At 69.0% G+C, this 12,840-nt stretch carries 10 protein-coding genes; 4 read left to right on the top strand and 6 right to left on the bottom strand.

All coding sequences use genetic code 11. The annotated features are described in order from the left end of the window. Nucleotides 1-54: 54 nt before the first annotated feature. Genes BSZ40_RS00050 through BSZ40_RS00040 form a run of 3 tightly spaced genes read left to right on the top strand, consistent with a single transcriptional unit; the run spans nucleotide 55 to nucleotide 6,403 of the window. On the top strand, nucleotides 55-3,075 hold the full coding sequence (locus BSZ40_RS00050; RefSeq protein ID WP_143180823.1) for a coiled-coil domain-containing protein: 3,021 nt from the start codon (nucleotides 55-57) through the stop codon (nucleotides 3,073-3,075). After that, a complete protein-coding gene (locus tag BSZ40_RS00045; RefSeq protein ID WP_073822043.1) occupies nucleotides 3,072-4,328 on the top strand; it encodes an ABC transporter substrate-binding protein in 1,257 nt (418 codons plus the stop codon). The genes BSZ40_RS00050 and BSZ40_RS00045 overlap by 4 nt, the downstream gene beginning before the upstream one ends. After that, a complete protein-coding gene (locus tag BSZ40_RS00040) occupies nucleotides 4,328-6,403 on the top strand; it encodes a serine/threonine-protein kinase (RefSeq protein WP_073822042.1) in 2,076 nt (691 codons plus the stop codon). Before BSZ40_RS00045 ends, BSZ40_RS00040 begins: the two co-directional genes overlap by 1 nt. Before the next feature lie 11 nt (nucleotides 6,404-6,414). Here BSZ40_RS00040 and BSZ40_RS00035 read toward each other — a convergent pair whose 3' ends face one another. From BSZ40_RS00035 to BSZ40_RS00020, 4 genes are all read right to left on the bottom strand, one after another. Continuing rightward, nucleotides 6,415-7,161, bottom strand: coding sequence for a VIT1/CCC1 transporter family protein (locus BSZ40_RS00035; protein WP_084542491.1), 747 nt, complete (start codon nucleotides 7,159-7,161; stop codon nucleotides 6,415-6,417). 299 nt (nucleotides 7,162-7,460) lie between these two features. Then, entirely contained in the window at nucleotides 7,461-8,276 is an 816-nt protein-coding gene (locus BSZ40_RS00030) for a TRIC cation channel family protein (RefSeq protein WP_084542490.1), read from the bottom strand. Next, the gene (locus BSZ40_RS00025; protein ID WP_245793715.1) at nucleotides 8,276-9,421 is read right to left on the bottom strand and encodes a VIT1/CCC1 transporter family protein; all 1,146 of its coding nucleotides are present in this window, start codon (nucleotides 9,419-9,421) and stop codon (nucleotides 8,276-8,278) included. Before BSZ40_RS00025 ends, BSZ40_RS00030 begins: the two co-directional genes overlap by 1 nt. 15 nt (nucleotides 9,422-9,436) lie before the next feature. Continuing rightward, nucleotides 9,437-9,706, bottom strand: a complete 270-nt coding sequence (locus BSZ40_RS00020) for a hypothetical protein (protein ID WP_073822038.1) — start codon at nucleotides 9,704-9,706, stop codon at nucleotides 9,437-9,439. 264 nt (nucleotides 9,707-9,970) lie between these two features. Here BSZ40_RS00020 and BSZ40_RS00015 point away from each other — a divergent pair, with 264 nt between their 5' ends. Further along, nucleotides 9,971-11,278, top strand: coding sequence for an MFS transporter (locus BSZ40_RS00015; RefSeq protein ID WP_073822036.1), 1,308 nt, complete (start codon nucleotides 9,971-9,973; stop codon nucleotides 11,276-11,278). Here the strand turns inward: BSZ40_RS00015 and BSZ40_RS00010 are convergent. After that, a complete protein-coding gene (locus BSZ40_RS00010; RefSeq protein ID WP_158020846.1) occupies nucleotides 11,275-12,438 on the bottom strand; it encodes an MFS transporter in 1,164 nt (387 codons plus the stop codon). The genes BSZ40_RS00015 and BSZ40_RS00010 overlap by 4 nt on opposite strands. A gap of 117 nt (nucleotides 12,439-12,555) precedes the next feature. Beyond that, the coding region (locus BSZ40_RS12140; RefSeq protein WP_245793703.1) for an integrase core domain-containing protein at nucleotides 12,556-12,840 on the bottom strand (285 nt) is incomplete at its 5' end.

The following is a 12,840-nucleotide window of genomic DNA, read 5'->3' as shown; positions in this document are numbered from 1 at the left end:
CCCTACGCTCGGTGGGTTAGGGTGCAGGGAAGAGACCAAGTCACCGTACCTGGTGTGAACGGAGGGTTAATCGTGCCGCGGAAGATGTTTCTCGTCGGCCCCGGTCGTTATCGCTGGCCGGTGGTGAGCGTGGGCGCTGCCGCAGTGGCCCTGACTCTCTCATCGGCCTCGCCGTTGGTGGCGCTGGAAACCAGGTCGCTCCAGCACGTCGCGGTCGAGTTGGGGGCAGATTCCTCCGTGAAGTCGGTGTCGGTCTCCGGTTCGACGTCGTCGTCGGCCAGCCCCGAGCAGGAGGTGGCCCCGGCACAAGCCGTGGAGAAACTGCCGATCCGGGTACAAACCTTGTGGTGGCACGACGGGAAGTCGGGCACGGACTTGTCCGAGCTGCAGGGCAAGTCGGGCCGTTTCGTTATGCAGCTGGTGGTGCAGGACGTCACCTCCACGCCCACCGAGATCGCGTTCGATTCCAACGGGGCGCGTTTCCACCAAAAGTCGCTGGTGGGCGTGCCGCTGACCGTGGTCGCCAACGCGATCGTGCCGAATGGCCGGGTGGTCTCCGCGGCCGATGCGCAGGAGGGGCGGGTGACCGACGGGGTGGTGGTTAGCCACGACACCCAGGCGGCGACCGTGCAGTGGGCCAGTTTGATTGCGCCCCCGGTTTTGGCACCCACCTCGACTTTCACGCTGGTGGTGGAGTCGGAGAAATTCGCGGTGCCGGAGTTTAATCTCGCGGTCGAGCCGGGCATTACCACCGATCCGTCGATGACCCGCCTGGTTGAGCGCGCATTCGGGACCGACGGGGCAGCGGCGCGCCAGGAGCAGAAGACCATTTCCCACGTCCTGCAAATCTCAAAGGAAGTCAATGAGGCTTTGCAATTCGTTGATGAAACCTATTTGGCTTTGCAGGACGACATTTCGACCCTCGGCGCCCAAACCTTCACCGAGCTAAAGTCCAGCTCCGAATCGATCATTCGACACTTGGAATCGACTCGCTCCTCGCTGACCTCCATCGGTACCCAGACCAGCTCCGCGATCAGCTCCACCCGCACGGGGGCCGAAAGCAACCTCACCAACTACGTCTCGTCCATCGATTCGCTTTTGGGCGGCGGCAAGCCTCAGTTCACCGGCCAGCAGATCGAGGGCTGCTCCATCGCCCTGCCGCAGCTGGCCGCGGGCGAGCCGCGCACGATCATGTCCTCCATCTACCTGGTCGACGCCCAGCTGGGGGCGGTCACGGCCCTGTTCGGAAAAGACAACGAATCGCCCAATTGCCGCACCAAGTTCGTCTCCGAGCTCGCCAACACCATCGGTTCCTCCATCGACTACACCGACCCAAGCAAGGCCAAAGCCTGCCTAGAAACCAAGCCGGAGGAGGCGTCAGTCTCCTGCCGCCTCCACCAGCTGTCCACCGGCATGGAGGACAACCTGCAACAGCTGCACGCCCTGTCCGGCCAGGCCGAGGGCCGCTACAGCGCCCTGTCCGCCCCACAGATCAACGACCTGGTCACCGGGGACGAGGGCCTGAACAGGCACCTGGAGGTGTTGGCCGCCAAGATCAACGAGTTCAAGCAACTGGCTGACGACACCTCCGCCCCTGATCCCGGGTGGATCAGCCAGGCCCGCGCCCAAGTGAACGACATCATCGAGACCGTCAAGTCCCTGGATGAGGACGCCACCAAGTTGCAAGGCCAGGCCACCGCGCTGAAGAAGCAGCTGACGGACAGCCTGTTCGCGCCGGACACCGGCCTGCTGGCCCAGCTCGAGAAGGCCGCCGCGGCCGGGCAGTCTACCCCCAGCGTCGGCGCTTGGTTCGCCGACTCCGGCTACCGCGATGCCTTGGGCAACCTGGTCGACACGGCGGTAGCCGGGGGCCAAACCTGCGACGCCACCTGGGGACAGTCCCTGACCGCCGAGTCGACCGCCACCGACATCGCCGCCGCCCTCACCCGGCTGGAGACCGCCGACTGCTCGCTCTCCGGGGTCGCGGCCGCCACCCGGCAGCTGGTGGAGGGCTATTCCACATCCGACACGGCGCTCACCGAGCTGGCCGGGCAGGTGCAGACCAGCATCGACAAGCTCAAGGAACTGCGCGACTCGCTGCCTGCCAAGGCCGACGAGCTGGTGGCTACCACCGGCGAGCTCAGCGGCGGCCTGCGCAAGCTCTACCAGGAGCAGAACGGCACGGCCACCGGCAAGCTCGCCGAGCTGCAAAAACAGCTGGACGGCTCGCAGGGCAAGCTCTCCACGTCCGGCAAGGAACTCAAGGCCGCCCTCGAGCGCCTGTGGGACGGCCCCGTCGAGCTGCCCGCGCCCGACCCGGATGAGGGCCAGTGCGCCCGTAAGCCACTGCCCGACGGCGAGAGCATCGCTACCAAGCTGGCCTACCTCAGCGACTCCCTGAAGTGCAACGGTGCCGAACTCTCCCAGTCCCTCACCGACCTGAACTCCCGGCTGGAGGGCCTGGAGACCGCGGTGCCCGGCGACATCTCGGCCGCCCAGGGGCACGCCACCGAAGCCGTCAACCGCCTCAACGGCCACCTTGACGCGCTCGGCACCCAGCTCGACGAGACGGTCGCCACCCAGCGCTCCGCCAGCCTGGCAGAAACACAAACGACGCTGCAAAGCGCCCGCGAGAAGTCGCGCGCCGACCTGCAGAGCACCCTGGAACAGCTGGAGGCGTCCACCAACGGGGTGCTGGAGACCCTGTCGTCTGCCCTCGACTCGGCCTCGGCCCAGTCGCAGGCGGTAGCCGACCAGCTACGCGGCGACTTCGAGCGGCTGCTGGCCAACCTCGGCCAGCCACGCAACGAGTCCCGCCTGGGGGTGCTGGGCAAGCTGTACGGCGTGACCACTCAGGTTGGCGAGACCGGCAACGTGCTGCAGAACGTCGACTCGCGGGTGCGCCAGTACGGCAGTTCCCGCACCGCCCAGCTGCTGAGCATCGACATGCAGTCGGCCGTGTTCTCCAAGACCGCGGAGGCCACCGACGCCTACCAACCGTTCGCCGACCGCGGCCGCACCGGCAAGGGTAGAGTGCTCACCGTTTTCACCTACACCCTTAAGGGGAGTAAATGACCGTCACGCGTTGGTGCCTGCTGATAGGCGGCGCCCTAGCTGTCAGCCTGGCGCTGTCTGCCTGCTCCTCGGCCGAACCGACCCCCACGGCCACCCCCACGGCCCACACGCCGCTGGCGCCGCAGCTGAGCTACACGCCGCCCGCCGCGCAAGCCGTGAAGATCGGGGTGCTGGTCGGCCCCGTGCAGGGCGACGGCTCTGAGTTCCGGCCCCTGGCAGAGGGGGCCCGCATCGCCACCTACCGCCTGAACCTGGGCGGCAGCCCCATTGAGCTGGTGGTGGAGCTCGACGACGGCACCGCCGCCGGGGCGAAGGCCGCCATGGAGCGCCTCGTGCAGGCCCGGGTGAGTGGGGTGCTGGTCACCGGGCGTGGCGACTATCTGGCCGACGCGTTACAGACCGCCTATCGAGCTGACACCGCCGCTCTCCTGCTGTACTCACCGCAAGAAAGCCCCCACGCCTGGACGTTAGCGCCGACCGCGGGCATGGTCAGCAGCCAGATGGAGGCCACCCTGCGGGAGCTTAAAGCCTCCCGCCCGTTCGTGGTCACGGCACCGGGTTACCTCCTTAACATCGACGGTGCCCACCGCGCCGAACTGGGAGACGTACAGGCCATCGCCCACCAGATCAAGAATGCGGTGGACAAGCGAGAGGTTGACGCCGTAGCCATCGCCGCCCCGGCCCGGCAACAAGCCGAACTCGTGGCCGCCATCCAAGCCCAGCTGGGGGCATCCCAGCTGCCACTGCTGCTCTCCCCCGAGGCCACCACGCCCCTGTTCGGCGACCTGGTCGTCAGCTCGGGGGCGACGTCGGGCCGCCTAGTCGCCATCGGCCCCGACGCGGGCGACGCCGTGGCGCTGCGCCCGAGCGTGGCTGGGGAGTCGGCGGCGGCCTTCTTCACGTCCCTGCGTCTGGCCGCCGGGGACGAGACCTGCCAAAACCTCTACAGCGACGACACCTGCGCCCAAACCTCCCTGTGGGCCGACGCCACGAGCCATGACGGCGTCGTCGTGCTGGCGCGCGCCGTGGAAAAGGCGGGCTCCAGCGACCCGCAGGCCGTCAAGACCGCCCTGGCAACCCTGAAACTGGGGCCCGTCGATGGCCTCGTCGGCCCCGAGCTAGACCTGCGGCGCGGCAACGCGCTGGCCGACGGGCAACTGACCTCCCTCTACGCCTCGACCTCCGACCCGGGCATGCGACCGCTGACCGCCGACGGCGAGCCACCCCTGGCACTGTTCTGGTTCGCTGATTAATGACCACAGAGGACGGGCCGCGCGCCCTCGGTAGCCGCTACGTACTCACCCGCCGCATCGGGCAGGGCGCCTCTGGGGAGGTGTGGCTGGCTCACGACCTCACGCGCGGAGTCGACGTGGCCGCCAAACTGCTGTGGCCGGAGCACAGCAACAACCCCGAAGTCGTGGCCCGGTTCGTGCAGGAACGCAACCTGCTGCGCTCCCTAACCCACCCGCTGATCGTCAAGGTGCACGACCTCGTGGTGGAGGGAACGACCCTGGCTATCGTCATGGATCTGGTGCAAGGCCCGAGCCTGAACCAGCTGCTCGGCATGCACGGGCCGCTGGCGGTGGCCGACACCGTGACCATCATCCGGGGCGTGCTCTCAGCCTTGGGGGCGGCGCACGCGGCCGGGGTGGTGCACCGCGACGTCAAAGCCGACAACGTACTACTCACCACCGCCCACGGCTGGCAGGGCAAGGACGTGCGGCTGGCCGACTTCGGGATCGCCGCCATCGTGCGGGAGGACACCGGCAACCGCACGGAGGCCATCGGTACCCCCAACTACATGGCGCCCGAACTTATCGCCTATGGCAAGTCGGGCCCGGCGTCGGACATCTACTCCGCCGGGATCCTCTTCTATGCGCTCATCGCGGGTCGCACCCCGTTCGCCGAGCCCGGCAACCCGCACGCCGTGCACCTGCACCACGTGCAGCACGCCCCACCGCCGCTGCCCATAGACCCGGCCCTATGGCGGGTCATCTCCGGCATGTTGGCGAAGAACCCGGCCCACCGCCTGCCCGCCCACGAGACGCTGGCGGCCTTAAACTCGCTACCCGTCAGCGCCTTCACGACCCCGCCGTTGCCGGTCCAGCCGGTGCCCGAGCAGTGGGAGGAGCCGGAGGTGCCGCTGCCGAGCAAGGAGCAGGTGGTCAACTTTTTCGCCGCCACCCAACCGGTCGCCCCGCCCCTGCCGCCGCCCACCGAGGTGCCTGCCCTGGCCGACGCCGACCCGGACGCCACGTCCCTGAACTCGCACCGTACCCCGCGGGAGGTCTCGGTCCCGGCCTCGCTGAGGCTGTCCACCCCGGTCGACGACGGCAACCGCACCCAGCTCGGCGGCTTCGGCAAACACCAGATCAAATTGGAGGAAACCGAGGAAGCGCCGAAGAGTCGCCGCAGGCGGTGGCTGCTCGTGGCCGGGGCGCTGGCGACGGTGCTCGCGGTGACGTTCGTGGTGCTGTGGCTTACCGGTAGCCTCGGCTCCGCCGGGCCGGCGGCCAAGCCGGAGGTCGAGGTGACGACTGCCCCCGCCCAGCTCACCGGCGAGGTGCTGCCGTCGGGGCTGCGAACCGACCTGCGAGCCCAGTGGGACAAGCAGGCAGGACTGACGCAACTAGCGGTGACCTACAGCGCGGCACCCGGAACCAAACTGTCCGGTGAGACGCTGCTCGTCATCCCGGCGCTAGAGCCCGGGGCCTGCCCGCAGGTCAGTGGCGGCAGCGAGCTGACCCCGATCAAAGCGTCGAGCGACGGGCTGCGCATTGAGTGCGGCTACAAGGTGACCCTGCCGCTGCTAGAGCGCAATAAACCGCACACCGTCGATTTGACGGTGAAGATGGACATGGCCGTACCGGGCCCAGACGGCCAGGAGGCGGCCGCGCCCGCCGACTACAGCCAGTGGCTAGCCGCACTCATGCAGGCCACCGACACGGGACTCGAGCAGGTCACCGGCCCGGTCTTCGCACTGCAGCGGGTCGAAGCGATCGAGGTCAGCGCCGAGTCGGTGAGCCTGACCGGCCAGGCCGGGGTGCCGGTACCATACCAAGTCAAGGCCCGCTGGCGCGCCAAGGACCAAAGCCAGGCACTGACCGAGCTGTTCACCCCCGCCACCTTGGATGGCTCCGAGACCAGACCGCTGCTGGACCTCACCGGCGGGGAGGGCCTAGACGCCGTCCAGCTCTCCACCTGCAACGAGGCCCAGATCATCGGCATCCGGGTGCTGGCCGAGCAGCCGAGCCGCACCTGTTTCGTGCAGGTCGAGCTCGGGGTCTTCGACGCCGCTAAGGCCACCTTCGAGGCGCGGCTGCGGTAGGGCGGGGCGGCCTAGAGGTTGACGCCGAGTAGGTGTCCGACCACCCAAGTGGCCACCATCGCCAGCACCCCACCAAACACGAGGCGCGCCACCGCCCGGCCCTTGCGCGCCTCCCCCAGGTGGGCCGACACCCAGCCGGTCAGCGCCAAGGCAACCAGCACGCTGGCGAAGGTGACCGGCACCCGCACGGCGGTAGCGGGAGCAAGCAGGATCGCCGCCAGCGGTAGTAGCGCTCCGAGGGTGAACGAGACGGCGGAGGAGAGGGCGGCATGCCACGGATTGACCAGGGCGTCCTGGTCGATACCGGTTTCGAGCGCCAGGTGAGCGGCCAGGGCATCGTGGGCCGTCAGCTCCGCGGCGACCTGCCGGGCGGTGGCGGGGCTGACGCCGCGCGCCCGGTACATGGCGGCCAACTCGGCGAGCTCGCCGTCCGGATCGGCGGCGAGTTTGGCGCGTTCGGCGGTGACGATGGCCTCCTCACTATCCCGCTGGGAGGACACCGAGACGTACTCCCCCGCGGCCATGGAGAACGCCCCGGCCAGCAGTCCCGCCACCCCGGCGAGAAGAATGAGGCGAGTCTGCGTCGGGTCGACCGCCGCCACGCCGATGACGAGTCCAGCCACGGAGACAATGCCGTCATTGGCGCCCAGCACGGCCGCCCGCAGCCAGTTCAGGCGCGTGGACAGCTGGGAACGACCCGAGGTGGCGGCCCGCTCCTGCGGGGGCACCTCGGCGGCGTAGACGATGGCGGCAGTCATAAGGCCACGCTAGGACGCAAGTCCCTGCCCGCGATAGCAAGGCGGCCCTTGCTGAGGCCAGGCGTGCCTCAGCGCCCCGGTTCCTGCCGGACCTGCCGCGCCCCAGTTGGCAACCCACGCACACCTGGCGCCATATACACCGGATGAGGCGCCCTGGTGGACAACTAAGGCGCTTCCCCGCACGGAACGGCCCCGCCTCGGAATCGCGTTGGTCTCGACTGCGCTCTTGGGCGCTCCCCCGCACGGAACGGCCCCGCCCGCCGCGGGCAGCCCCACAATTTGACGGCGCGCCCCGCCCCTTACGAACCGGGGCGGCCGCTGCGCAGCCACCACGGCAGGCGCGCCTGGCGGGCACGTTCCCGCTCGGGGCTGGCCGGGCTGTTGGTGCTGGCCGCGACCGCAGCGGCACTCTCGCCGCGCGAACGCGCCAAGGCCCGCACACGGGCGCGTTGGCGCAACGACTCAAAGTGCTCGGGCAGGGCGTAACCGGAGTGGCGGGGCAGCTGCCAACGCCGCCAATGTGCCACGGAGGTAAAGACGGCGCCGACAATGGTGGACACGAGCATACCGAGCATCGGCAGGTCCCAGCGGAAGAACGCCACCATCACTGCGGAGGCCGTGATCGCGGGAACGGCGTAGAGGTTGTTGCCACCGAATACGTTGGGCACGGACCCGGACATGACGTCGCGGATCATGCCGCCGCCGATGGCGGTCATGACCCCGAGCATGACGGCGGGAAACACCCCGAAGCCCAGTTGCAGGGTCTTGATCGCACCGGTGGCGGACCAGCAGCCGAGCACCACCCCGTCAGCCACCACCAGCATGCGGGCCGCCCACTTGGAGTCGAGGCGGAAGAGCATGGCCACGGTCGCCCCCACGAGGGCCATGCCGATGTAGTACGGGTCGGTCAGGGCGAAAGGCGGCCCGGCCTGCAGCAGGGTATCGCGCACCATGCCGCCCGCCATTGAGGTCATGATCGCCAGGATGGCAAAGCCGACGGCGTCGAAGCCCTTCTGGCGCGCGAGCTTGCCACCGAGGGTGCCGTTGAGCAGCACGCCGGTGAGGTCGATGAAGCGGAAGAGGTCCGGCAGGGAGGCGTTGAGCGAGTCGAGCATCAGCTCACCTGCGTCCCGAACGCGAGCCCGACCCCGTAGGTGATGGCGGCCGCCCCGTAGCCGATGGCCAGCTGGCGCAGGGCGCGCTTGAGCGGCGAGGCGCCGGACAGCAGCCCGACGACCGCCCCGGTGCCCAGCAGCGACAGCCCCACCAGCAGCGCGGCGACGACCACCGCCACCAGTCCGCTGAGACCGAACAGGTAGGGCAGCACCGGGATGAGGGCGCCGCTGGCGAAGAACGCGAACGACGACGCCGCGGCCTTCTTGCCGTCGCCGACCTCCTCGTAGGTGCGCAGCACATCAAAGCTGCCCGTGGTGGCGTCGATGCCTTGCCGGATGGCGGCCAGGGTCGCGGCGGCGTGGGCCTCCGCGAAGTCGGGGTCTTCCCCGCGGGCCCGGTAGACGAGGGCGAGCTCGTTTTCGTTGACGTCGAGAAGGGGAAGGATGTCGTTGACCTCCGGGTCGGGGCGGGAGGCTTCCAACAGTTCGCGTTGGGAACGCACCGAGACGTACTCGCCCGCGGCCATCGACAGGGCACCGGCCAGCAGGCCCGCCAGGCCGGTGGCCAGGATGGTGGCGGCCCCGACCCCGGTAGCGCCGATGCCGATGACGAGCGCCAGGTTGGACACTAGGCCGTCGTTGGCCCCGAAGATGGCGGCCCGGAAGGTGCCGGACATCTGGGCCCGCCCCCGGGTGGCGAGCGAGCGGACGACTTCCCCGTGGACGCGCTCGTCGGCCGCCATCTGGTCGGTGGCGTCCCGGTCGATGTCGTATTCGCTGCGTTGCTCTGCTCGTTGCAGCAGCGCGAGCACGAACACGGGCCCGAAGAGGCGAGCCAGCCACGCCATCGGCCGGGTGAGGAAGTGGCGGCGCGGCGGAGGTTCGGCGTGGCGCCCCAGCAGGTTCAGCCAGTGCTGTTCGTGGCGCCGCTCGGCCTCCGCCAGGGCGCGGAGGATTTCGCCTTCTTCCCCACCGCGTTGCTGCGCCACAGCCCGGTAGGCCGAGCTTTCACCGCGCTCTTCGGCCAGGCGGCGGCGCCACCGGCGAATCTGGCCGGGGGTGTGGGGGCAGTTTTCCGGGGTACACCAAGCCGGGCCCGCCACGGCGGGCCCGGGCTGCTCGGGATGAGTCTCCCCGTGCGTCACGTGCCGGGTGCGGCCCTAGGACAGCGGCGGCCGGGACGCGGGCGGCTGCGGTTCGCTGAACATCTTGGCCTTCACCAGGCCCGCCACCTTGTCGGTGACGTCGCTGCCGACGCTGCGCGTGACCTCCCGGGCTTTGGCGGAGGCCGAGTCGACCGCCCGCTTCACGGCCGGGGTCTCCATGACCTTGTTCGCGGTGGCGCGAATGCGCTCGTACTGGGCCCGTCCAGCGCGCGCACCCAGCACGTAACCCGCCGCCAAGCCAACAATGAGCGAGAACTTTGCCATCAGGCACTCCCATCGTGTCGTGTCGCGCTAAGCCTAGGCGTCCGGTGCGGGCCGCGTCTATGCCTGCACCCGACGCGGGGCGGGGCACCGGGGCGGCAGCGACATCCGCTTGGTGGCCAGGGGCAACGGACACCTCACCGAGCGGGACATGGGGCTCCCTCGCCGGGCAACGCGGCTGCCGCCCAGGGCGTCGGCAACCGCTGGCGGCCCTACGATGAGAACGAGTCATCCCGCGTTCCCACCCACCACCGACGGAGGGACAACATGGCCAGCCCCGCGCCCACCCTGCCACACAGTCCCGCCCAGTCCCTGTGGCGGGAGCGGCAGTACCGCTGGTGGTTCGCCGCTGACACCGCCTCCACCCTGAACGGCACAATCCTGGGCTTCGCGCTGCCCCTGGTGGCTTTCGCGCTCACGGGCTCGGAGGCGCGCGGCGCGCTCACCGACAGCATCCGCATGGTGTTCGCCACGCTCATGCTGCTGCCGGGCGGGGTGCTGCAGGACCGGTTCGACCGGCGCACGATCCTGCTGTGGCACGCCGCCACTGGCGTCGGCCTGCTGGGCACCGCCGGGTTCCTGGTGTGGGCGGACCTGTTGAACTGGTGGGGGATCGTCGTCCTGTGTGTCCTGCTGGGGGCGCGGGCGGGCCTGGGCGGGACGACGACGGACGTGCTGCTGCCGAGCGTCGTCGGCAAGGAGTGCCTGCCTCGGGCCATGGCAATCAACGAGGGGCGGGACGCCACCGTGCAGACCGCCGGGCCGCCGCTGGGCGGGGTGCTGCTGCGGGTGGGCACCTCCGCCCCGTTTGCGGCCGGGGCGGTGCTGAGCGTGGTGACGTTCTTGAGCGCGTGGCGGCTGCCGCGCTACCGGGAGGCCGCCGCGCCCCAGGCGGGCGTGCGGGACATGTTCGGCGGCTTGGCGTTCGTGGCGCGCAACCGCTTCCTGCGCGTGGCGACCCTGGTGGCGGCGCCGATCTTCGCCCTGCTGTCTGCGGCGGCCCTGGTGGCGATGCTCGACCTGGCGGGGCGCGGTCATTCCCAGACCGCCATCGCCCTGTTGAGCACGGCCATGGCGGCGGGCACCCTGGCCGGGGCGCTCCTCGCTCAGCCGCTGCTGCGCCGCTTTACCGGCGGTTTCCTGCTGTTTGTCCAGCTGGGGCTGATCGTCGCCTTCCTGTTCGCGTTCGCGTTTACGGCTGGGCTGTGGGGCCGGGCGGCCCTGCTGCTGCCGGTGCTGCTGCTGACTCCCGCCGCCAACGGCACGTTCATGGGCTTCATGATGGCGGCGGTGCCCGGGCACATGACCGGCCGGTTTGTCGCCGCCCTCGGCATCGTCGGCACCGGCCAGATGGCCCTCGTCACCGCCGCGGCGGGCTGGGCGCTGGAGAGTTACGGCTACCGCCCGACCGTGCTGACGATGGGCGCCCTCTGCGCTGCGGCCACCGTTTTCCTCTTCCTGGAGGGCTCGCTGCGGCACCTACCCAAGCCCGAGGGCTTCGCGGACTACGCGCGCCAGGTGGGCCTGGGGGAGGCGGCCGACGACCCCGGTTCAGGGCCGGGCGCGGGCGGCTAGCTCTGATAGTCGCGCAAGAAACCGATGCGCCGCACAAGTGGCAGGAGCTGGCTGGCGGCGGCCGCGAGCGCGAGAATCGCGAACGTGCCAGCTGCCAGACCGATCCCGGATGCGGTCAGCAGTGCCGAAGCCAACAGCGGCGTCAGCGGGGTCAGCAGGCCAGCCAACATGCCGATGGCCGTTTGCACCCGGCCTTGCAGCTCCTGGGGCGTGCTGGCGGCCAGGAATCCGAAGAGTGCCGCGTTCCAGGGGGTGAGGCCCGCACCGCAAAGGGCAAAACCAATCACTGCTGCCCCCAGCCACGGAACGAAGGCGGCCAGGCACAGGCCGCCTGCTATGAGGCTGGCGCTCAGGAACGCTATTCGCCCCACTGGGAGGCGTTCCAGGAGCCGGACGCTGCCGAATGCCGCCAGCATGCCGGTTACCCCCGCCGCAACCTCGATGAGCGAGATAGCTGCGGCCGAGGTCCCCTGCTGTCGATAACCGAACGTCAGGGCGTAAAGCACCCCGTAGAGAGAGAAGTTTGCCAACGCTCCGAGCACCCCGATGAACAGCAATCTCCGCTGCTGAAGCAGGAACTTCACACCGTCTGCCCAGTGGCCGGGCCGGAGGGCGGTGCGACCACCACTATTTGGCCTAACGCGCATACGCCACGCCAACGCCAAGCCAATTAACTGAAGCGCGACACAAGTTAAGAATGGCAGCGCGGGCCACCAGCCGTAGAGGGCCCCGCCGATGGGTGCCCCCAGGAGGGAGACGAGTCGACTGCGTCCCTGTTCAATGGAAAACGCTTTCCCGAGCTCTTCCCGTGGCACCGTCTCCCTGATAACTGCCACCGTGACCGGCCCGGACATGTTGTTGGCGATGCTCCCGAGGAGCGCGCAGGCAATTCCTGGCAGCACTAGTTGCCACCGGTTGACGAGCAGCAACGTCGCCACCGCCGCACCTGCCATCCCGAAGTAGGACAGCCGGAGCAAACGCACGCGCGGCAGGCTATCTACCAGCACCCCGCTGGGCAGCGCCGTCACCAAGCCCGCCGCCAGGGTCGCGGTGCCCACGAGGCCCGCCAACGCCACCGAGCCAGACTGATCGAGAACTTGCAAGGGCAGGACGAATGCCAGCATCGTCCACCCCAGCCGGGACGCCAGTTGGCTGTACATGAGCCGCAGGAAGTCTGGCCCAACTCCGGGCGTCGTAGCAGTCCTGGCCTCATTCATCACGACCCACCCTCCTCATAGTCCGGGTCTTACCCCTGTTGTGTGGACACGGTGTGTGTTTCATGTGGTGGTTGTTAGTTTAGTGGTGATGGTGTTCTCGTAGGTGTTTGGAGGGACGTTGCCGATCGCGCTGTGGCGTCTGCGGGTGTTGTAGCGGTTGGCCCAGTGGAACACGCTCCTGTAGGCCGTCGCCGTGTCGGGGAAGGCCTTGTGATCGGCAAGGAGTGAGGTGCATGCTGGTTTGTGGACAGGTGGTTGATTGAGGAGGATTTTTGATGTCTGGTTTTTGAGGGGAAGGCCGCGTAAGCGGTATTCTGCTGATTTTAAGGTTGATGCGGTGGCGAT

Origin of the sequence: Buchananella hordeovulneris (assembly GCF_001907235.1) — a bacterium.
In the GTDB taxonomy this organism is placed as follows: Bacteria; Actinomycetota; Actinomycetes; order Actinomycetales; family Actinomycetaceae; genus Buchananella; species Buchananella hordeovulneris.
Note: the sequence above shows the minus strand (reverse complement) of the source record. Positions and strands in the feature narration are given on the sequence as shown.